Source organism: Rhizobium acidisoli, from assembly GCF_002531755.2.
Classification (GTDB): domain Bacteria; phylum Pseudomonadota; class Alphaproteobacteria; order Rhizobiales; family Rhizobiaceae; genus Rhizobium; species Rhizobium acidisoli.
Genome location: NZ_CP034998.1, coordinates 127,174 through 147,905, shown reverse-complemented (window position 1 = coordinate 147,905; position 20,732 = coordinate 127,174). Strand labels below are relative to the sequence as shown.

The 20,732-nt window shown below is 62.8% G+C and carries 16 protein-coding genes; 12 read left to right on the top strand and 4 right to left on the bottom strand.

Annotated elements, in window-relative coordinates; genetic code table 11:
• Positions 1-73 precede the first annotated feature (73 nt).
• The 3 genes from CO657_RS00765 to CO657_RS00755 all read left to right on the top strand — a co-directional run bounded on the left by CO657_RS00765 (position 74) and on the right by CO657_RS00755 (position 3,803).
• Complete coding sequence (locus CO657_RS00765) at positions 74-1,627, top strand: sugar ABC transporter ATP-binding protein (RefSeq protein ID WP_054181971.1); 1,554 nt, start codon at positions 74-76, stop codon at positions 1,625-1,627.
• Positions 1,628-1,744: 117 nt separating this feature from the next.
• A complete protein-coding gene (locus CO657_RS00760) occupies positions 1,745-2,719 on the top strand; it encodes an ABC transporter permease (RefSeq protein WP_003588807.1) in 975 nt (324 codons plus the stop codon).
• Positions 2,720-2,783: 64 nt separating this feature from the next.
• Positions 2,784-3,803: a zinc-binding alcohol dehydrogenase family protein gene (locus CO657_RS00755; RefSeq protein ID WP_054181972.1), complete on the top strand. Its 1,020-nt coding sequence runs from the start codon at positions 2,784-2,786 to the stop codon at positions 3,801-3,803.
• A 319-nt stretch (positions 3,804-4,122) separates the two neighbouring features.
• Here the strand turns inward: CO657_RS00755 and CO657_RS00750 are convergent, their stop codons facing one another.
• Positions 4,123-4,851: a copper homeostasis protein CutC gene (locus CO657_RS00750; RefSeq protein WP_054181973.1), complete on the bottom strand. Its 729-nt coding sequence runs from the start codon at positions 4,849-4,851 to the stop codon at positions 4,123-4,125.
• Positions 4,848-6,080, bottom strand: a complete 1,233-nt coding sequence (locus CO657_RS00745) for a LysR family transcriptional regulator (RefSeq protein WP_054181974.1) — start codon at positions 6,078-6,080, stop codon at positions 4,848-4,850. Before CO657_RS00745 ends, CO657_RS00750 begins: the two co-directional genes overlap by 4 nt.
• A 443-nt stretch (positions 6,081-6,523) precedes the next feature.
• Here CO657_RS00745 and osmF point away from each other — a divergent pair, with 443 nt between their 5' ends.
• From osmF to CO657_RS00715, 6 genes are all read left to right on the top strand, one after another.
• Positions 6,524-7,432, top strand: a complete 909-nt coding sequence (osmF, locus tag CO657_RS00740; RefSeq protein ID WP_003588811.1) for a glycine betaine ABC transporter substrate-binding protein OsmF — start codon at positions 6,524-6,526, stop codon at positions 7,430-7,432.
• An 87-nt stretch (positions 7,433-7,519) separates the two neighbouring features.
• Positions 7,520-8,686: an ABC transporter permease gene (locus CO657_RS00735; RefSeq protein ID WP_054181975.1), complete on the top strand. Its 1,167-nt coding sequence runs from the start codon at positions 7,520-7,522 to the stop codon at positions 8,684-8,686.
• Positions 8,683-9,627, top strand: coding sequence for an ABC transporter ATP-binding protein (locus CO657_RS00730; protein ID WP_054181976.1), 945 nt, complete (start codon positions 8,683-8,685; stop codon positions 9,625-9,627). Before CO657_RS00735 ends, CO657_RS00730 begins: the two co-directional genes overlap by 4 nt.
• Positions 9,624-10,373, top strand: coding sequence for an ABC transporter permease (locus CO657_RS00725; protein WP_054181977.1), 750 nt, complete (start codon positions 9,624-9,626; stop codon positions 10,371-10,373). Before CO657_RS00730 ends, CO657_RS00725 begins: the two co-directional genes overlap by 4 nt.
• Before the next feature lie 47 nt (positions 10,374-10,420).
• Complete coding sequence (locus CO657_RS00720) at positions 10,421-10,816, top strand: VOC family protein (protein ID WP_054181978.1); 396 nt, start codon at positions 10,421-10,423, stop codon at positions 10,814-10,816.
• An 87-nt stretch (positions 10,817-10,903) separates the two neighbouring features.
• Positions 10,904-13,357 (top strand): glycoside hydrolase family 2 protein, encoded by a 2,454-nt coding sequence (locus CO657_RS00715; RefSeq protein ID WP_054181979.1) that lies wholly within the window; start codon positions 10,904-10,906, stop codon positions 13,355-13,357.
• A gap of 204 nt (positions 13,358-13,561) precedes the next feature.
• On the opposite strand, the gene CO657_RS00710 is transcribed toward CO657_RS00715, so the two are convergent.
• Positions 13,562-13,954 carry a PRC-barrel domain-containing protein gene (locus CO657_RS00710; protein WP_003588818.1) on the bottom strand — a complete coding sequence of 131 codons (393 nt, stop codon included), beginning with the start codon at positions 13,952-13,954 and terminating at the stop codon, positions 13,562-13,564.
• Positions 13,955-14,202: 248 nt separating this feature from the next.
• Between CO657_RS00710 and CO657_RS00705 the strand changes: the two genes are divergently transcribed.
• The 3 genes from CO657_RS00705 to otsA all read left to right on the top strand — a co-directional run bounded on the left by CO657_RS00705 (position 14,203) and on the right by otsA (position 19,510).
• Complete coding sequence (locus CO657_RS00705; protein ID WP_054181980.1) at positions 14,203-15,903, top strand: long-chain fatty acid--CoA ligase; 1,701 nt, start codon at positions 14,203-14,205, stop codon at positions 15,901-15,903.
• A 137-nt stretch (positions 15,904-16,040) separates the two neighbouring features.
• Positions 16,041-17,666 (top strand): glucose-6-phosphate isomerase, encoded by a 1,626-nt coding sequence (pgi, locus tag CO657_RS00700; RefSeq protein ID WP_054181981.1) that lies wholly within the window; start codon positions 16,041-16,043, stop codon positions 17,664-17,666.
• A gap of 437 nt (positions 17,667-18,103) precedes the next feature.
• A complete protein-coding gene (otsA, locus tag CO657_RS00695) occupies positions 18,104-19,510 on the top strand; it encodes an alpha,alpha-trehalose-phosphate synthase (UDP-forming) (protein WP_054181982.1) in 1,407 nt (468 codons plus the stop codon).
• 266 nt (positions 19,511-19,776) lie between these two features.
• Here the strand turns inward: otsA and CO657_RS00690 are convergent, their stop codons facing one another.
• Positions 19,777-20,703 carry a carbohydrate kinase family protein gene (locus CO657_RS00690; protein ID WP_054181983.1) on the bottom strand — a complete coding sequence of 309 codons (927 nt, stop codon included), beginning with the start codon at positions 20,701-20,703 and terminating at the stop codon, positions 19,777-19,779.
• Positions 20,704-20,732 lie beyond the last annotated feature (29 nt).

Below are 20,732 nucleotides of genomic sequence, written 5' to 3'. Positions count from 1 at the left end.
CGGCGCGGCTTTTTCCATCCGTGTTATGGTTACCAGGGGATGGAAAGCAGACGAGACAAAGGAGGAGAGGTCCATGATCGGACTGGAAGAGGTCAGTCATCGCCACGATGACAGCGCCACGCTGAAAGAAGCCAATCGCATTCCCGCCGGATCGCCTATCCTCGAACTCAAGGGCCTGCAAAAGAATTACGGTCATGTGCAGGCGCTGAAACCGGCGACGCTGACCTTTCTCGCTGGTGAAATCCATGCCATCGTCGGCGAAAACGGCGCCGGCAAATCCACCCTGATCAAATTGCTGACCGGCGTCATTACCCGCACCGCCGGCGAAGTGCTGTGGTGCGGCCAGCCGGTGGGGCTGTCGACGCCAAACGAGGCAATCGCCCGCGGCATCAACGCCGTTCACCAGGAAGTCGTGCTCTGCCGGCATCTGACGGTCGCCGCCAATCTCTTCCTCGGGGACGAGGTCAACCGCTACGGCCTGATGCGCAAGAAGCAGATGGAGAAGCTGGCGCAGGCCGTGCTCGACGATCTCGGCTTCGGCCTGCCGGCCGGCGCGCTGCTCAGCTCGCTGACGATCGGCCAGCAGCAGCTGGTGGCAACGGCGCGCGCGGCCATGCGCGGCACCCAGTTCCTGATCTTTGACGAACCGACAGCCTATCTGACGCGCCAGGAATCCGCGCAGTTGTTCAAGCTGATCCGCCGCCTGCAGGGCGAAGGCGTCACCATCGTCTACATCAGCCATCGCATGGAGGAAGTCTTCGAACTGGCCGACCGTGTCTCGGTGCTGCGCGACGGAACCCATGTCGGCACGCGGCTGATCGGCGAAACCAATGATGCCGAGCTGATCGCGCTGATGATCAACCGCTCGATCGAGCAGATCTATCACAAGGAAGAGATCGCCATCGGCGAGACGATCGTCGAGGTCCGCGGGCTTTCCGGCCCGGGCTTCGAAGACGTGTCGCTCAGCGTCAAGGCCGGGCAGATCGTCGGGCTCTATGGTCTGATCGGCGCCGGGCGCAGCGAATTCGCGCTCGGGCTCTATGGCCGCCAGCCGACGACAGCAGGTGATATCGAGTGGATGGGCAAACGTGTCGACATCCGCAACGAACGCACGGCGATGGAGCTCGGCATTGCGCTGGCGCCGGAAAGCCGGCGCGACCAGGGGCTTTGCCTCAACCTGCCGATCGGCCTCAACATCAATCTGCCGGTGTTCGGGCGCCTCAGCCACGGGCCGGTCATCAACCATACGCGGGAATCGGCCAATGCCGACAAGCAGATTCGCGATCTCAGCATCAAGACGCCAAGCCGGCGTGTTCCGGCCTCCAGCATGTCGGGCGGCAACCAGCAGAAGATCGTCATCGGCAAGTGGCTGAGCCACGGCGCCCGGCTGTTCATCTTCGACGAACCCACAGTTGGCGTCGACGTCGGCACCAAGGCGGAAATCTACCGGCTGTTCGCCAAGCTTCTGAAGGAGGGCGCGGGCATCATCCTGATCTCCTCCTACCTGCCCGAGGTTTATGAACTGGCCGACCGGCTGCATGTCTTCCGCGGCGGCAGAATCGTCGCGAGCCATGATTACCACGCGGCAACGCATGAAGAAGTGCTCAGCGAAGCGATCGGCGTCTGAGCATAAGCAATTCCAGCAGACCGCGTATCGCTTTGCTAGAAAATTGCTTGGAAACAAAGAGATAGAGCATTTCCGTGGTTTGAAGAAAGCGGAAATGCTCTAAGAGGGAGAAAATTCATGACTGCCACCCCTACCGAAATCGTCGCCCCGCCGCCACGCCGGAAAATGAACATCCTGTTTGGCCTGACGCTGATCGGGCTTCTGATCTTCCTCTGGATCGTGCTCGGCCTGGTTACCCCGAGCTTCTGGACGCCGCTCAACATCTCGAACCTGCTGCGCCAGGGGGCGATGACGGCGATCCTGGCTCTCGGCCAGACCTTCGTCATCATCACCGCCGGCATCGACCTTTCGGTCGGCGCCATCGTCGGCTTCTGTACCGTCATCATCGCCTGGCTGCTGCAGGCGGGCGTGCCGGTCTGGGGTGCGATCGTGCTGACACTCGCCATCGGCGTGGCGATCGGCGCCTTCCATGGCTTCGGCATCGTCCATATGGGCCTGCCGCCGTTCATCATCACGCTGGCGACGCTGACGTCGCTGCGCGGCATCGGCCTGTTGATCACCAATGGCTCGACGATCAACATCACCAATGAGAATTTCAGCAATTTCGCCCGCGCCGATCTGCTCAGCATTCCGAGCCTGTTCTGGATGGTCATCCTGGTGGCCGTGCCCTCCTTCATCTTCCTGCATCTGAGCCGCTGGGGCCGCTATCTCTTCGCGGTCGGCTCGAATGCGGAAGCGGCCCGCCTTTCCGGCGTCAACGTCAAGGGCATGATCTACCTCGCCTATATCCTCTCGGCTTCGTTCGCCGCCTTCGTCGGCGTGCTGCTTGCCTCGCGCATCGCGATCGGCAATGCGACGCAGGCCGACGGCTGGGAATTGCAGGCGATCGCCTCCTCCGTCATCGGCGGCACCAGCCTGTTCGGCGCGGTCGGCTCGGTGCACGGCCCGCTGATCGGCGCCTTTATCCTCGCCACCATCAACAACGGCGCCAACCTTCTGAACGTCAACTCCTTCTGGCAGCGCATCATCACCGGACTGCTGATCATCGTGATCGTCTTCTTCGACCAGCTGCGCCGCCGCAAGAGCAATTGAGCGACACCAGAGAGCCGGCCCGAAAGGCCGGCCTCTTCATTTTTCCAGGAATGCGAGACCCGTCATGAAAGCAGTTGTTTGCCGGGAGCCCGGCGTGCTCGAGATCGTCGAGCGGCCATCGCCTGAGGCACCGGCGCCCGGCTGGGTGCGGCTTGCCGTCAGCCATGTCGGCATCTGCGGCACGGATTATCATATCTTCGAGGGCAAGCACCCTTTCCTCGAATATCCCCGGGTGATGGGGCATGAGATATCGGCGACGGTGCTGGAAGCCGGCGACGGCGTGGCCATGGCTGTGGGAACACCGGTCATCGTCAATCCCTATCTCTCCTGCGGCCAATGCGTCGCCTGCATCAAGGGCAAGCCGAACTGCTGCACCAATATCAAGGTGCTCGGTGTGCATACGGACGGCGCCTTCTGCGAGGAGATCTCGGTTCCCGCAAGCAACCTCTATGCCGCCGAGGGGCTGAGCCTCGAGGCTGCGGCCACCGCCGAGTTTCTGGCGATCGGCGCCCATGCGGTGCGCCGTTCGATGACGGGTTCCGGCGCACGCTCGCTCGTCATCGGCGCCGGACCGATCGGGCTCGGGGCGGCGATCTTTTCGCGCATTGCAGGGCATGAGGTGACCCTGCTCGATACCAGCGCTGAGCGGCTGCAAATGGCGGCCGAGCGCTTCGGCTTTGCCTCCGGCATCGTCGCCGATGAAGGCACTGCGGATGCCGTGCGGGAAAAAACCAATGGCGACGGTTTCGACGTGGTGTTCGACGCGACGGGCTACGGCCCGTCGATGGAAAAGGCCTTCTCCTTCGTCGCCCATGGCGGCGCACTGGTTCTGGTCAGCGTCGTCAAGGACGATATCCGCTTCTCCGACCCGGAATTCCACAAACGCGAGATGATGGTGATCGGCAGCCGCAACGCCACCCGCGTCGATTTCGAGCATGTGGTCGCTTCGATCGCCAAGGGGCTGGTGCCGGTGGACAAGCTGATTACCCACCGCACGGTGCTGGCCGATACGCCGCAAGATCTCGCGCGCTGGGCGCATGAGAAGAGCGGGCTGATCAAGGCAGTGATCAGGGTTGGTGGGTAGACTGCGACGCAGAACATGCGCGTGGAGTGCTCGGCGTGGATATTCGGGTCAAGCCCGAGTATGACGGAGAGTGGGGAAACCTGTGCGGCAAGAAGCGGAACGTCCGGAGGAATTCCAGCAAGATGCGGGGCGGGTTTTGCGCCGGAATCGCGTAAATAAAGACGGCAATTCCCACAAAATCACCACACCCTTGCCGTCCTTGCCGCCTACGCTCCCCCACCCTCCGTCGTCCTCGGGCTTGACCCGAGGACCCATGCGGCAAGCACTGCATTCGCGTTTCAAAAGCGCGAAACGCTTTCCGTCCGGAATTACGAGACCGCTAACGCTCCATTGACGCAATCGCCCTGCACATCTCCCTGACCACCGCACTATCCGTCCGGTTCGCGCTCTTCGCCTCGAAACCAAAGGCGACCGCGCGTGGATCGGCGCTTTGAACCGGTGAGCTGCAGGAGCCATGGACCTCGCGAGCGCCGGTTGCCTGCAAGATGGCGGTGACGTTGGCGGGGCGGATGCCGCTGCCGGGCATGATGGATATGCGGCCGGCGGCCTTTGCGGAGAGGCGTTTCAGGGTTTCGGTTCCGTCGGCCGCCTTCGGCGCGCAGCCGGAGGTCAGGATGCGCTCAACGCCGAGTTCGACGGCCTGCTCCAGCGCCTGATCGGCATCCGGCACCAGATCGAAAGCCCGATGCAGGGTCGAGCCGAGGCCTGAAGCGTGCGTCTTCAGACGGTGGATCAGCGGCATGTCGAGCGTGCCATCAGGCCGGTTGGCGCCGATGACGACGCCGGCTAGGCCTGCGGCGCGCACGGCATCGATATCGAGCAGCATCGCTTCCTCGTCCGCCCTGTCGAAGATGAAGGGACCGGCATGCGGGCGGATCATCGCGTAGACGCGAATGCGCGCCCGGGCGGCGATCCGCATCAGGCTCGGCAGCGGCGTCAGACCGCCGAGCTCCAGCGCCGAACAAAGCTCGATGCGGTCGGCGCCGCCTTCGATTGCAGCGGCAAGGCCCTGGGCGCTGTCGACGCAAACTTCCAGCAAGATCGTCATGCCGCGCTCTCCCTAACTCTGTCGGTCTGCGCGACAGGTTCCGACGTCAGTCTCGCCGCCGCGGCGATGATCATTGCGCAAGCATCGGCGGCGGCTTTGCGATGGTTGAAGGCGACGTGATAGGACATCGGCAGATGTTCGTCGAGATCGACGATGCGTACCTTGTCGGCGATCGGCATGGCGCTGACGCGACCCAAGAAAGAAACGTAGCCGTGATTGGCGACGAGGTCGACGATCACGGGCAGCGAATCCGCCGCGGTGATATCCTGGCTGCGGAACCGCCGGTTGGGCGCGCGCTCATAGCTGAAGGCCATGGCCGCGTGGCCGAGGCCGGTGCGCGGGCTCGGCATGCAGATCGCATGGCCGGCGACGAGATCGGCGACATTCGTCTCGGTACTCTCAGGCGGCGCGATCACCACCATGTCGGTCTGCAGCAGCTCGCGATGGCGGAAGCTTTCCAGCCCGAAGACCGAATCCAGAATGGCGACATCGATACGGCCGCTCTTCAGCGCCTCGCGCAGATCGTCGGCGGTCATCGAGACCAGCGAGATCGCATTGTTGCTGCGGCGCGCATTCCATTCGGAGACCAGCGAGCCCAGGCAGCGCGCCACCCAGCTTTCCGAGCCCGTGGGGATGATCGAGCCGATGCGCAGCGATCGGGCGGTGCGCCGATATCGCTCGTCGGCCGACGATTTCAGATCGTTCCAGGCCTGGCTGATCGCCGTGAAGATCTGGTAGGCGCGCCTGCCCTCCTCCGTCAGCACCGAGCCCTGCGCCTGCCGCTCGAACAGGCGGCCACCCAGAAATTTCTCCAGATTGGCAAGCTGAAGCGAAAGCTGCGGCTGACCCAAGCGAAGACGGCGGGCGGCGCGATTGATGCTGCCCTGATCGGCAACTTCGAGAAAACGCTCCATGGTGACGATCTTGAGGGGAATGCGGGATGCCCAGGCCTCGTAGGCATCGGCGGCCGCAGCGTCATGACCGGTGAAGTGACCGAGCTCGCCGATTGCGGCCGTGATCGGCTCCAGTCCCTCCAGCACCCTGCCGCTGGCAAGCAGCGTCACCAGCTCGCCTGAGGCGCGTTCCGTCAGCTTCATCGCGAGCTCGGTTTCGAGATGGCGGATGGCCGTCGAGACTGTGGAGGGCGACAGCTGGAAGCGCCGCGCGGTCTCGCGCACCGAACCGGAGGTCAGGACATGATGACTTATGAACAGGGCGCCGAGATGCAAAGGGCTGGCTCCGGAAAGCGCTGGAAAAACCGGACGATATGATGTGTTCACGAAAAAAGATATCCCTGCATCTGAGGAGGCGGGCTATCGTTCTCGTCATAGAAAAATCCGGGCGGCGGGAATCCGCAACAGAGCACCGGAACACCGTGGAAACACGTAAGGGGACAAAAACAAATCGCGCCGGCCTTGGAAAAGGGAATGCGTTTCCGCGCGTGGAGATGCATTCGCCGCCATAATCGTGCCGCGACTGCAAATACTGGAGGGGGCTTGCATCGATTTTTCGGGCGTGCACGCTATTTCCATGACGCACGCAATTCCGGCATGGCGGCGACGTCGTCGCGCTGGCCGGCGGACTTCTATGCGCAGAGCTCCCGCTCGGGACTTGCGCACCTGCATAATGCAGCAATTCAAAGTGCTAACGGTGTCAACCAAGGGGATATTCCATGCTGAAGAAACTCGCACTCGCCGTCTCGCTCTCCGCCTTCGCGGCGGGTGCGGCTCACGCCGCGGATGTCGTCGTCTCGTCGAAGATCGACACTGAGGGTACGCTGCTCGGCAACGTCATTGCGCTTGCGCTCGAAGCGAACGGCATCAAGACGCAGGACCGTATCGCACTCGGCGCCACGCCGGTCGTGCGCAAGGCGATCACCGCAGGCGAAATCGACATCTATCCGGAATATACCGGCAATGCCGGCTTCTTCTTCAACAAGGCCGATGATGCCGCCTGGAAGAACATCGACCAGGGTTACGAACTGGCGAAGAAGCTCGATTACGACGCCAACAAGATCGTCTGGCTGACGCCGTCGCCCGCCAACAACACCTGGGCGCTTGCCGTGCGCAGCGACGTCGCCGAACCGAACAAGCTGAAGAGCCTGACGGACTTCGGCAAATGGGTTGCCGGCGGCGGTGCCGCCAAGCTTGCCGCCTCCGCCGAATTCGTCAATTCGGCCGGCGCGCTTCCCGCCTTCCAGACGACCTACGGCTTCCAGCTGAAGCCCGACCAGATGGTGGTTCTGTCCGGCGGCGACACGGCGGCGACGATCAAGGCGGCCGCCGATCAGACCAACGGCGTCAACACCGCCATGGTCTACGGCACGGACGGCGCGATCGAAGCGGCCGAACTGACTGTTCTCGAAGACGACAAGAACGTGCAGCAGGTCTATGCACCGACCCCGATCATCCGCGAGGAGGTGCTGAAGGCCAATCCGAAGATCGAGGAAGTGCTCTCGCCGATCTTCAAAAGCCTGACCGCCGACGAACTGCGCAAGCTCAATGCCAAGATCCAGGTCGACGGCGAGCCGGCGAAATCCGTCGCCGAAGCCTATCTGAAGGAAAAAGGCTTCCTGAAATAATCATCGCTCGCTCCGCCCGATTGCGGGCGGAGCCTCCCTTTGCTGATAGGGTTGGCCGGACGGGATTGCTCAGACAGGGTTGATTTGATGGAAGAAACCTCAGCGGTCAGCAGGCTGGACCGGCTCGGCTTGGTTCTGGTGGCGGGCGGCATTGCGGCGACGGCGCTGATGCCCTTCATCTATGTCAAGGCGAACCGCATCGCCGCCGGCAAGCCGATGCTGCTGACGCAGCTTCTTCCCCAGCCTTCCGTCGTCATCCTGACCGTGCTGCTCATTCTCACGGTCTTGGCCACGCTGTTTCTCCGCAATGCTCTCGCCCGGCTCGTGATCGCCACACTCTGCCTTGCGGCGCTGGTCGTTGCGATCGGCCTCGTCTCGACGGCGGCAACGCCGCCCGGCAGCACGGTGGCGCGGATGACGCCCGGCGGCGGTTTCTGGGTGCTCTTCGCGGTGATCGGGCTCGTCATCTCGGATGCGCTGGTGAAGATCCACCTGGCGCCCTGGATGCGGGTCGCAGCCCTTGCCGGCTACACGGCGCTGCTCTTCATCTCGCTCGCCTCCGGCCTGCTCGACAGCCTGTCGATCATGAAGGAGTTCTCGACGCGGGCGCCGCAATTCGAGACGGAAGCGATCTCGCATCTGTTGCTGGCCTTCGGCTCGCTCGCCATCGCCATTATCCTCGGCCTGCCGCTCGGCATCCTCTGCTTCTGGGTGCCGAAGCTGCGGGCGATCGTGCTGCAGGGCCTCAGCCTGATCCAGACGATTCCGAGTCTCGCGCTCTTCGGCCTGCTGATGCTGCCGCTCGGTTATCTCGCCACCCATGTGCCGCTGGCATCGGCCATCGGCATTCGCGGCATCGGCACGGCGCCTGCCTTGATCGCGCTGGTGCTCTATTCGCTGCTGCCGATCGTTGCCAACACCGTCGTCGGCCTTCAGGGCGTCGACCCCTCGGTGCGCGATGCGGCGGCCGGCATGGGGCTGACGCGCCGGCAGATCCTCACCGGCATCGACATGCCGCTTGCCTTTCCGGTCATCCTCACCGGCATCCGCATCGTGCTGGTGCAGGCGATCGGCATGGTGACGATCGCCGCGCTGATCGGCGGCGGCGGCTTCGGCATCTTCATCTTCCAGGGGCTCGGCCAGACGGCCATGGACCTCGTCCTGCTCGGCGCCGTGCCGACCGTGTTCTTCGCCTTCTCATCGGCCGTCATCCTCGATGCGGTCATCGACAGCATCCGGGGATCCGCCGCATGAGCATGATCGAGATCAGGAACGTCACCAAGCGCTATGGCGCCGCCACCGTCGTCGACAATGTCTCAATGCGCGTCGAGAAGGGCGAGATCACCGTCATCGTCGGCACCTCGGGCTCCGGCAAATCAACGCTGATGCGGATGATCAACCGGCTGGTGCCGATCACCGAAGGCGAGATTTTCGTCGGCGGGCAGAATGTGATCGACGTCGAGGTGACGGAGCTTCGCCGCAAGATCGGTTATGCCATCCAGGGGCACGGCCTCTTCCCGCATCGCACCGTGGCGCAGAATATCGCCACCGTGCCGCAGCTGCTCGACTGGGATTCGGCCCGCATCGCAGCCCGCGTCGAGGAACTGCTCGGGCTTTTCAACCTCGATCCGGCTGATTTCGCCGACAAATATCCGCACCAGCTTTCCGGCGGCCAGCAGCAGCGCGTCGGCGTCGCGCGGGCGCTTGCCGCCGAACCGGAACTGCTGTTGATGGATGAACCCTTCGGCGCGCTCGATCCGGTCATCCGTGGCAAGGCGCAGGACGATCTGCTGGCGATCCAGAAGCAGTTCGGCACCACCGTCATCCTCGTCACCCACGATATGGACGAGGCCTTCCATCTCGGCAACCAGATCGCGGTGATGAGCCAGGGCAGATTGCTGCAATGCTCGCCGCCGGAAAAGATCCTTACCGAACCCGCCGATCCCTTCGTCCAGCAATTGACCGGCACCTCAGACCGGGCGCTGAAACTGATGTCGCTGCTTCCGCTGAAGGAGAGCATGGAACCGGCCAAGAGTGGGCTCGCCTACGCCCTGCCGCAATCGCTCAGCCTGCGCGACGCGCTCGCCGAAATGATCTGGCAGGGGGTCGACGAGGCGGCGGTGCAGGATGGCGAAAAGGCGCCGGTGGGATCGATCTCGATGAGCCGGCTGCTCGAACTGGGCCGCAAGGCATGAAACTCCTCGTCGCCAATCTCTTCCGCCTGGCGGCGCTCGCCCTGCTGCTCATCCTGCTGTTCAGGACCGAGTGGCTGTCCTTCCTGCTCGTGCCGCTGACCAGCAACAATGCCCCCGCCGTTTATACGCAGAACAGCCTTGCCTCGCTCGCGGTCGGCCATCTGCAGCTGGTGATCGGATCGATTGCCTGCAGCGCCGTGCTCGCCGTTGCCGGCGGCATCTTCGTCACCCGCGAGAGTGGCGCCGACTTTCTGCCGCTGTCACGCGCCATCGCCAATGCCGGGCAGACCTTTCCACCGGTGGCGGTGCTGGCGCTGGCTGTTCCCGCCACCGGCTTCGGCGCCATGCCGACGCTGATCGCGCTCTTTCTCTACGGGCTGCTGCCGATCTTCGAAAACACCGTCGCCGGGCTGAAGCAGGTGTCGCCGCAGGTGCTCGACGCCGCCGACGGCATGGGCATGAACGGCAGGCAGCGGCTGTTGCGCGTCGAGCTGCCGCTTGCCCTGCCGCTGATTCTCGAAGGGCTGAAGGTTGCCACCGTGATCAATATCGGCACGGCGACGATCGGCTCGACGGTGGCGGCAAAGGGCCTCGGCGAGGTGATCATTGCCGGGCTGATTTCCGACAACACAGCCTTCATTCTGCAGGGCGGGCTGATCGTCGGCCTGATGGCGGTGCTGATCTATGACGCCATGGGCCTTGTCGAAGCGGCGATCACCCGAAGAATCGGCTTGCGCCCGGCGTAAGAGGACCGCTACCAAGGCTGCTGTGACCGAAAGAATGGGAGGCAGAATTGGCGAAGATGATCCACTCGATGATCCGCGTTCTCGACGAGGCGCGTTCGGTCGAATTCTACAGCAAGGCCTTCGGCCTTTCGGTCGCCGACCGCGTCGATTTCGAAACCTTCACGCTGATCTATCTGAGCAGCGCCGAGACCGGCTTCGAGCTGGAGCTGACGGTCAACAAGGGCCGGATCGAACCTTACGATCTCGGCAACGCCTATGGCCATCTCGCCGTCTCGGTCGAGGAGGTGACCGTCGAGCGCGAGCGGCTGTCGAAACTGGGGCTGAAGCCGGGCCAGTTGGTGGAGCTCAACCGCGACGGCAAGCTTTTCGGCCTGTTCTTCTTCGTCAGCGATCCCGACGGTTACAAGATCGAGGTGCTGCAGCGCCACGGCCGGTTTCTCTGACGCACAATGCGCCGCTGCCGATCGCGGCGGCGCCCTTCCAACGACACCCCATCCCACAGTTTCGAGCGGCATAAATCAGGAGCCCGCATGATCGAGAAGACCACGCTCAATTCCGGCTGGACACTCCACTGCAACGATACAGGAAGGCCCGGCCTGCCAGAATCGATCCCCGCGACCGTGCCGGGATGCGTGCATCTCGACCTTCTCGCCAACCGGCTGATCCCCGATCCCTATATCGACGTCAACGAGATCACCAATGACTGGATCGGCAAAACCGACTGGACCTATCGCTGCACCTTCGAGGCCGCGCCTGACGCCGGCAGGGTGCAGGAACTGGTCTTCGACGGGCTCGATACGATCGCGGCAATCGCGCTGAACGGCGAGGAGATCGGCCGCTCCTTCAATATGCACCGCACCTATCGCTTCGATGTTTCCGGGCTGCTGAAAACGGGCGCCAACGAACTCAGCGTCACCTTCCGCTCGGCCTATGCCTATGGCGCGGAGATGGAGAAACATTACGGCTATCGGCCGAACAACTATCCGGGACCGGGCAATCTGATGCGCAAGATGGCCTGCAATTTCGGTTGGGACTGGGGCCCGACGCTGGTGACGGCGGGCCTCTGGAAGCCGGTCAGGCTGGAAGGCTGGGATCGGGCGCGGCTTGCCGAGACACGGGTTTCGGCAAGTCTTGCCGGCGGCGACGGGCTGGTGAAGGTGTATGCCAGACTGGCGCGGCATGGCGACGGAGCGGCGTGCAGGCTCGCCGCGACAATCGGCGGCGTGATCAAAACGGTGGCGATCGGGGCCGACGAAGAGGAGGTTTCTTTCGAGCTTACCCTCCCCTCGCCGCAGCTTTGGTGGCCGCATCATCTCGGCGCGCAGCCGCTTTATCCCCTGACGGTTGAGCTGATCGACGAGGCCAGCGGTGATCTGCTCGACACCTACGAACGCGAGCTCGGTTTCCGTTCGCTGAGGCTCGACACCGCAGCCGATGCACACGGCTCCGCCTTCACCTTCGTCATCAACGACGTGCCGCTGTTCATCGCCGGCGCGAACTGGATTCCGGACGATTGTTTCCCGTCGCGGGTGACGGCCGGGCGTTATGCGGCGCGGATCGAGGAGGCCAAGGCCGCCAATATCCACATGCTGCGCGTCTGGGGCGGCGGCATCTTCGAGCGTGACGAATTCTACGAGGCTTGCGACCGCATGGGCATGCTGGTCTGGCAGGACTTCCTCTTTGCCTGCGCCGCCTATCCGGAAGAGGAGCCGCTGAAGAGCGAGGTCGAGGCCGAGGTGCGCGACAATGTCGTGCGGCTGATGCCGCATGCCAGCCTGATCCTCTGGAACGGCAACAATGAAAACATCTGGGGTTTTGACGAATGGGGCTGGCGGCCGATCATCAAGGCAGGCGAAAGCTGGGGGCTCGGCTATTATCTCGACCTGCTGCCGCGGCTTTGCGCCGAACTCGATCCCGACCGGCCCTATTATCCCGGCAGCCCCTATTCCGGTTCGATGGAGATCGAACCCAATGCCGACGGCCATGGCTGCAAACATATCTGGGACGTGTGGAACGATGTCGGCTACGAGGTCTACCACAATTATATCCCGCGCTTCTGCTCCGAATTCGGCTGGCAGGCGCCGGCCGCCTGGGCGACGATCGAAGAAAGCGTGCATGATCAGCCGCTGACGCCGCAATCGAACGGCGTCTTCCATCACCAGAAGGCCACCCAAGGCAATGACAAGCTGATCCGCGGCCTCTCAGGCCATTTGCCGGAACCGCAAACGATGGACGACTGGCACTTCGCCACCCAGCTCAACCAGGCCCGCGCCATCCGCTTCGGCATCGAGCACATGCGGTCGCACCGGGATATCTGCAAGGGTGCGGTGGTCTGGCAGTTCAATGACTGCTGGCCGGTGACCTCATGGGCCGCACTCGATTCAGCCGGCCGCCGCAAGCCGCTCTGGTATGCGCTGAAGGGCGCCTATGATCCGCGTCTGCTGACAATCCAGCCACGCGGCGACGGACTTTCGGCTGTGGCGGTCAATGAGAGAACGTTGTTCTGGCGGGCGAAGATCAGCGGCAAACGCCTCAGGCTCGACGGCACCGTGCTGGCCGAATTCGAATTCTGGCGGCTGCTCTGCGACCGGTTCGAGGCCAAGGAATTTCCGCTGCCCGACGATATCGTCAGGCCCGGCTTACCGAAGGAGGAAGTCATCGTCGTCGAGATGCTCGACAGGCGGGCGTTCCATTATTTCGTCGAGGATATCGAGCTTGCCCTGCCGGCGCCGCGGCTGAGCGTCGATGTTGCAGTGATCGATGGCGGGTTTGCGGTTACGGTGACGGCTGAGAGTTTCCTCAAGGATCTCTGCCTGATGGCGGATCGGCTGGATCCGGATGCTGTGGTCGACACGATGCTGGTGACGCTGCTGCCGGGGGAGAGCCATGTGTTTGCGGTGAAGACGGGCAAGACGATCGTCGCGGAGGATATCACGATCGGCACCGTGCTGCGGTCGGCCAATGATTTGGTGGCGGGGCGTTAAAAGCCCCTCATCCGCCTGCCGGCACCTTTGCCTGGGGCAAGCCGCGACCTCTCGGTTCACTCTTCTCCCCTCGGGGAGAAGAGGACATGCCGCGATCTCCCGGTCCTCGCACCCTTTGTAAGGCATGTCTTCTGCCACAGTCGCCAAACAGCAAAAAGGCCCCGCTTCCCACGGGGCCCTTCCAGCTCAGCCTATCGGACAACGTTACATCCAGTAAGGCGGCACGCCGTAGTAATCATAAACTCGGCGGCCATTGTCGTTGTACCAGCTGTCGTCATCGTCCGCATAGCTCGGGGCGCCTTCGATCTGTTCCTTGGTCAGGTCGATACGATAGCCATCCAGCTGCGTGTCGTAGTTCAGCTTTTCCCAGGGCAGCGGATAGTGATCGTGGCCGATGCCGAGGAAGCCGCCGAAGCTCAGCACGGCATAGGCGACGCGGCCGTCGAGCTTGCCGATGATCAGACGTTCGATCGAGCCGATATGCCTGCCATCGGCGCCATAGACACGGGTGCCTTCGACGCGGTCGCTGGCGATCAGCGAATGCGTGCTCTTGGCGTCCGGGTCACGGCGGTTGGCGTCAGTTTCCTGATTGAGCATGATGCTTCTCCTTTGGGTTTTCCTCGGATTGGGTATGCAAGATCAACGCCATGGCAGGTTCAAAGTTCCCCCTCTCCGGCAGGATTGCACGATCGGCGAATGTTGACGTTTACGTCAAGGTTAGTATAGCTTCATTCGGCTTGAACCATTCGAGCAATGGCATAAGCTGCCGGACTTGAAGATGGAGGATCTTTCGGTCGATCTGCCGACCGATCGTCGGCGCGGCGGCCGCAAGGGAGAGAGACACGATGAACAGCATTTCCGTCCATCCGAACGGAGCCAAGCCTGAAAAACCCTGGCTTGCCGCCTATCCGGATGTGGTTCCGGCCGAGCTTCCGCCGCTGGAATATGCCTCGCTGGCGGAACTGCTGGAAAAATCCTGCGCCCGTTTCGCCGACCGCACCGCCTTTGCCAGCATGGGCAAGGCGATGAGCTACCGCGAGCTGGAAAGCCAGACGCGCAAGGTCGCCGCCTGGCTGCAGAGCGCCGGCCTGGAGAAGGGCGACCGCGTCGCGGTGATGATGCCGAACGTCTTGCAGAACCCGGTCGCCACCTACGCCATCCTCAGGGCCGGCTTCGTCGTCGTCAACGTCAACCCGCTCTATACGCCGCGCGAGCTCGAACATCAGCTGCGCGATTCCGGCGCCAAGGCGATCTTCGTGCTGGAAAATTTCGCCCGCACGGTGGAGCAGGTCCTGAACAAGACCGACCTCAAGCATGTCGTCGTCACCTCGCTCGGCGAAATGCTGGGGCTGAAGGGGCTGATCGTCAATTTCGCCGTGCGCAAGGTGAAGAAGCTCGTTCCCTCCTGGTCGATCCCTCAGCACAAAAGCTTCGGCCAGGTGCTGCGCGAAGGGGCGAAAAAAACGCTGCAGCCGGTCACGCTTGCCGGCAGCGATATCGCCTTCCTGCAATATACCGGCGGCACGACGGGCGTTGCCAAGGGCGCGGTGCTGACGCATGCAAACCTGCTTGCCAACAAGCTGCAGCTATCGCTCTGGCTCAGATCGGCCTTCGAGCGCAAGAAACAGCCCGAGGTGCTGAATTTCCTCTGCGCCCTGCCGCTCTACCACATTTTCGCGCTGACGGTGAATTCGCTGATGGGCATGTCGCTCGGCGCCCGCAATATCCTGATCGCCAATCCGCGCGACATTCCCGGTCTCGTCAAGGAATTCGGCAAGTCCGATGTGCATATCTTTCCCGGCCTCAATACGCTGTTCAATGCGCTGATGAACAATGCCGATTTCGCCAAGCTCGATTTCTCCCCGCTGATCATGTCGCTCGGCGGCGGCATGGCCGTGCAGCGCCCGGTCGCCGAACGCTGGTTGAAAATAACCGGCACGGCGGTGACGGAGGGTTACGGCCTTTCCGAAACCTCGCCTGTCGCCACCGCCAACCGCTTCGATTCGCCGGAGTTCACCGGCTCGATCGGCCTGCCGATGCCCTCCACCGATCTCGATATCCGCGACGAGGACGGAAAATCGCTGCCGCTCGGCGAGGTCGGCGAGATCTGCATCCGCGGGCCGCAGGTGATGGCCGGCTATTGGCAGAAGCCGGAGGAGACGGCGCGGGTGATGACCGAGGACGGTTATTTCCGCTCTGGAGATATGGGTTTCATGGATGCGCGCGGCTATACCAAGATCGTTGACCGCAAGAAGGACATGATCCTGGTTTCAGGCTTCAACGTCTATCCGAACGAGATCGAGGAAGTCGCCGCCATGCATGCCGGCATCCTCGAGGCAGCGGCGATCGGCGTGCCGGACGGGCATTCGGGTGAGGCGGTCAAACTCTTCGTGGTCAGGAAGGATCCGAAGCTGACCGAGGCCGAGGTGAAGGCCCATTGCATCGCCAACCTCACCAATTACAAACGCCCGCGCTTCATCGAATTCCGCACCGAGCTGCCGAAGTCGCCTGTTGGCAAGATCCTGCGCAAGGACCTGCGCGGCTGAATTTAACAGTCTGATGAAATTAGAGCCATCCGCTCGCCGCGGGTGGCTTTTTTCATATTGGAGCGGCGGCTGAACTTGATTTAGGCCGGATAAAGCGAATAGTTTCCGCAACCTTTCCGCCTCCAAAGGAGCCTCCCATGAACGCCATCGTCGAACAGCTGAAAAGCACCGCCGCCGCCACCAAGGCGACCGATCTCCGTGCGGCCTTCGCCGCCGATTCCGAGCGTTTTTCGCGCTTCTCCGTCTCGCTTGATGATCTCTTGATGGATTTTTCCAAGACGGCGGTGAATGACGACATCCTCAAGCTGCTGGTGAAACTCGCTGAAGAAGGCGGCGTCGAGAAGAAGCGCGAGGAGATGTTCTCCGGCAAGGCGATCAATTTCACCGAGGATCGCGCCGTTCTGCACACCGCGCTGCGCAACCGCTCCAACACGCCGGTTCTGGTCGACAGCAAGGACGTCATGCCCGATGTCAACGCTGTGCTGGCCGCCATGGGTAAGTTCGCCGACGGCGTCCGCTCCGGCGCGCTGAAGGGCGCGACCGGCAAGGCGATCACCGATGTCATCAATATCGGCATCGGCGGCTCGGATCTCGGCCCGGTGATGGCGACGCTGGCGCTTGCCCCCTTCCATGACGGTCCGCGCGCCCATTTCGTCTCCAACATCGACGGCGCCCATATTGCCGATATCCTGAAGTTGGTGCAGCCGGAGACGACGCTCTTCATCGTCGCCTCGAAGACCTTCACCACGGTGGAGACGATGACCAATGCGCAGACGGCGCGCAATTTCATCGCCAAGGCGCTCGGCGAAGCGGCCGTGCAGCATCATTTCGCCGCGGTCTCGACGGCGCTCGACAAGGTTGCCGCCTTCGGCATCGACAGCGCCCGTGTCTTCGGCTTCTGGGACTGGGTCGGCGGCCGTTACTCGATCTGGTCGGCGATCGGCCTGCCGCTGATGATCGCCATCGGCCCGGAGAATTTCGGCAAGTTCCTCGATGGCGCCCATGCCGTCGACAATCACTTCCGTCAGGCGCCGATTACCGAGAACCTGCCGATGCTGCTCGGCCTGATCGGCTTCTACCACCGCAATGTGCTTGAATACCCGACCCGCGCCATCCTGCCCTACGACCAGCGCCTGTCGCGCTTCCCGGCCTATCTGCAGCAGCTCGACATGGAATCGAACGGCAAGGGTGTGACCATCGACGGCACGCCGGTTCAAGGCAATTCCGGCCCCGTCGTCTGGGGCGAACCCGGCACCAACGGCCAGCACGCTTTCTACCAGCTCATCCATCAGGGCACGAGCATCATCCCGGCCGAATTCATGATCGCCGCCAATGCCTTCGAGCCGGAGCTGCGTCACCAGCACCAGCTGCTGATCTCCAACGTTCTCGCCCAGTCGGAAGCGCTGATGAAGGGCCGCAGCTTCGCGGAAGCCAAGAAGCAGCTGACCGACAAGGGCATGGACGACAAGAAGGCCGATTTCATCGCTCCGCACCGCGTCTTCACCGGCAACCGCCCGTCGATCACCTTCGTCTACGACAAGCTGACCCCTTATGCCCTCGGCCGCCTGATCGCGCTATACGAACACCGCGTCTTCGTCGAAGGCGTGCTCTTCCGCATCAACTCCTTCGACCAGTGGGGCGTCGAACTCGGCAAGGAACTGGCAACGGGCCTGCTGCCTGTCGTCGAGGGCAAGGAGAGTGCTGCGGGACACGACTCGTCGACGCAGGGCCTGGTTGCTGCGCTGTCGAGGCTCGCGAAGTAAGCACTCGAGGCAGCCGCCTCATCTTAACGCAAGCGGCCGGGCAGACGTCTATGCCCGGCCTTCGCGCCCCATCCTGGGAGCGGCGTCCCGCTACGGGCCGCGCCCCGCGCAGGCTATCCATGAACCGTCATCGCGGCAGGCGTCAACATCATCATTGCGGCCGCAGATGGTGAACCGACATCGGCAGGATCGTGTGCGCGCGCCCGCATCGCCGCCCGTCGTGCGGAAGCGGATGAAACGTTCTTCTAATAGAAAATTGTAGAAAGAATTCTTTCAATCTGCGGCAATCGCCCTAGATTCAAGCAAATTCTGTGCAGGGGCTGCTTCCCAAGACATGGCCTATCAAGCCTGGGACGACGCTCCGTTCCATCACTCCCATCGGCCTATGAGCAGGCGCTTCCGTGAAAAGCTGAACCGCTCTCAGGCAAAGGAACCTCATGAGCCGTCTGATCGTCGTTTCCAATCGTGTTCCCGTGCCGAGCAAGGATGGGGGTGCTGCTGCCGGCGGCCTGGCCGTTGCACTGCAGGCAGCCTTGCAGGAGCGCGGCGGCATCTGGATGGGGTGGTCGGGAGAGTCGAGCGGCGATCGGGAACCGGGCCCGCTGTCGCAACAGCAGAAGGGCAATATCACCTATGCGCTGACCGATCTCACCGACACCGATGTCGAGGAATATTACCGCGGCTTTGCCAATCGCGTTCTCTGGCCCATCTGCCACTATCGCCTGGACCTTGCCGAATATGGCCGGAAGGAAATGGCCGGCTATTTCCGCGTCAACCGCTTCTTCGCGCACCGGCTGGCGCCGCTGATCGAGCCGGATGATATTATCTGGGTTCACGATTACCACCTCATCCCGCTGGCGGCCGAGCTGCGGCAAATGGGGCTGAAGAACCGGATCGGCTTCTTTCTGCACATTCCCTGGCCGCCGGCCGACATCCTCGTCACCATGCCGGTCCACGAAGAAATCATGCGTGGGCTTTCGCATTACGATCTGGTTGGCTTCCAGACCGACTACGACCTGCAGAACTTCGCCGGCTATCTCAGAAGGGAAGGCATTGGCGACGACCTCGGCAACGGATTGTTCGATTCGCACGGGCGGGTCTTCAAGGCCGGCGCCTATCCGATCGGCATCGAAACCGCTGGATTCGCCGCATTCGCCGAAAAAGCCGCAAACAACGTCATGGTCCAGAAGACCCGGCGCAGCATTGAAGGCCGCGACATGATCATCGGGGTCGACCGGCTCGATTATTCGAAGGGCATCATTGAGCGGCTGGAGGCGTTCGAGCGCTTCATCACCAGCAATCCGGCCTACCAGAACAAGGTGACTTTTCTGCAGGTCACGCCGAAATCGCGATCGGAGGTTCCCGAATACGAGCAGATGCAGAAGATGGTCGCCGAACAGGCCGGCCGCGTCAACGGCGCCATCGGCACGGTCGACTGGGTGCCGATCCGCTATGTCAACCGATCGATCAGCCGCAACGTGCTCGCCGGCCTGTTCCGGCTGGCGACGATCGGGCTGGTCACGCCATTGCGCGACGGCATGAACCTCGTCGCCAAGGAATATGTCGCCGCCCAGGATCCGGATCGCCCCGGCGTCTTGGTGCTATCCCGCTTCGCCGGCGCGGCCCGCGAGTTGAAGGGTGCGCTGCTGGTCAATCCTTATGACGTCGAAGGCACGGCCAATGCCGTCGCCAGAGGCCTTGCCATGTCGCTCGAGGAACGCCGCGACCGCTGGAGGAGGATGATGGACCATCTGCTCTCGCACGACGTCTCGCTCTGGTGCAAAGATTTCCTGCGGGACCTGGTGGCTGCCCCGAGCTCCGACCGGAGCGGGGCTCAGGGGTAGTCTCAAAAGCGCGCAGCGGCCACAACTCCTCGACATAGGGTCTTCCCGCGCCGCTGGCGAAGCAACTTCAGAAATTGCCCCTCACCCTAACCCTCTCCCCGTTCTGACGGGGAGAGGGGACGTGCCATACGAAACGGCGGTGAGAGACCGAGAGGTCGCTGCTTGTCCCCTTCGCCCCGTTTACGGGGAGAAGGTGGCGGCAGCCGGATGAGGGGCTGGGGCCGGCTCAAGCCTTATCCAAGCCATCCTCCGTGACGCCGCTTGTCCTAGAGCCCAATTTCACGCGCCCAGGGCGGGTTGGCGCCGGCACGCGAGACGGTGACGGCCGCCGCCTTTGCGCCGAGCGTCAGGGCCTTTCGGACAGCCTGTTCGTCGAGCGCGGCGACTTGCGGCTTGGTCAGCAGGCCGTCCATCTTCAGCGAGGCCAGGACGCCGGCATCGAAGGTGTCGCCGGCGCCGACCGTGTCGACCACCGTGACGCGTTCGCTCGGCACCGTCACCTTACGCTCCCTGGTATAACCGGAGGCGCCTTCGGCGCCCTTGGTGATGACGACGAGTTTGGCGCCGTGGGCGAGCCAATGGGCGGCGAGCGCGTCATGGTCGCCTGCGAGACCGAACCAGTCGAGATCCTCGTCGGAGAATTTGACGATGTCGGATTTGGCCGCCATGCGCTTGATGCGGGCCATATGCGCCGGCTTGTCCTTGATGAAGCCAGGACGGATGTTGGGGTCGAGCGAGATGACGCGCTTTTCGGCCTCACGGTCGAGCAGCGCTTCATAGGTTTCGCCGCAGGGGCTCGGGATCAGGCTGATGGCGCCGAAATGCAGCGCTTCGCAATCATCGCCAAGATCAGGCAGGTCGGCCTCGGTGATCATCCGGCCGGCCGTGCCCTCGTCGTAGAAGGCATAGGTCGCCTGGCCGTTGACGAGTTTGACGAAAGCGATCGTCGAGGGCCGCTGCGTGATGGCGCAGGGGCTGTAGTCGACATTGCTCGCCTTCAGTGTCGCAAGCAGGATTTCGCCCATCATGTCGTCGGCAATACCGGTGAAGAAGGCGGTGGGAATGCCGAGGCGGCCAAGCGCGATGGCGGTATTGAAAATCGCGCCGCCGGCATAGGGCGCAAAGCCCTTTTCGCCCAGGGTGGTGTCCCTCGGCAGCATGTCGATCAAGGCTTCGCCGCAGCACAAAATCATCGAATTTCTCCCAACAGCACTGATATGTT

Bases quoted from the DNA above. Each gene is read 5' to 3' on its own strand.
- CO657_RS00730 (WP_054181976.1), top strand. From the start codon at position 8,683: ATGAGCATGATCGAGATCAGGAACGTCACCAAGCGCTATGGCGCCGCC.
- CO657_RS00755 (WP_054181972.1), top strand. From the start codon at position 2,784: ATGAAAGCAGTTGTTTGCCGGGAGCCCGGCGTGCTCGAGATCGTCGAG.
- CO657_RS00710 (WP_003588818.1), bottom strand. From the start codon at position 13,954: ATGCTCAATCAGGAAACTGACGCCAACCGCCGTGACCCGGACGCCAAG.
- pgi (WP_054181981.1), top strand. From the start codon at position 16,041: ATGAACGCCATCGTCGAACAGCTGAAAAGCACCGCCGCCGCCACCAAG.
- otsA (WP_054181982.1), top strand. From the start codon at position 18,104: ATGAGCCGTCTGATCGTCGTTTCCAATCGTGTTCCCGTGCCGAGCAAG.
- CO657_RS00690 (WP_054181983.1), bottom strand. From the start codon at position 20,703: ATGATTTTGTGCTGCGGCGAAGCCTTGATCGACATGCTGCCGAGGGAC.
- CO657_RS00735 (WP_054181975.1), top strand. From the start codon at position 7,520: ATGGAAGAAACCTCAGCGGTCAGCAGGCTGGACCGGCTCGGCTTGGTT.
- CO657_RS00765 (WP_054181971.1), top strand. From the start codon at position 74: ATGATCGGACTGGAAGAGGTCAGTCATCGCCACGATGACAGCGCCACG.
- osmF (WP_003588811.1), top strand. From the start codon at position 6,524: ATGCTGAAGAAACTCGCACTCGCCGTCTCGCTCTCCGCCTTCGCGGCG.
- CO657_RS00750 (WP_054181973.1), bottom strand. From the start codon at position 4,851: ATGACGATCTTGCTGGAAGTTTGCGTCGACAGCGCCCAGGGCCTTGCC.
- CO657_RS00705 (WP_054181980.1), top strand. From the start codon at position 14,203: ATGAACAGCATTTCCGTCCATCCGAACGGAGCCAAGCCTGAAAAACCC.
- CO657_RS00725 (WP_054181977.1), top strand. From the start codon at position 9,624: ATGAAACTCCTCGTCGCCAATCTCTTCCGCCTGGCGGCGCTCGCCCTG.
- CO657_RS00760 (WP_003588807.1), top strand. From the start codon at position 1,745: ATGACTGCCACCCCTACCGAAATCGTCGCCCCGCCGCCACGCCGGAAA.
- CO657_RS00715 (WP_054181979.1), top strand. From the start codon at position 10,904: ATGATCGAGAAGACCACGCTCAATTCCGGCTGGACACTCCACTGCAAC.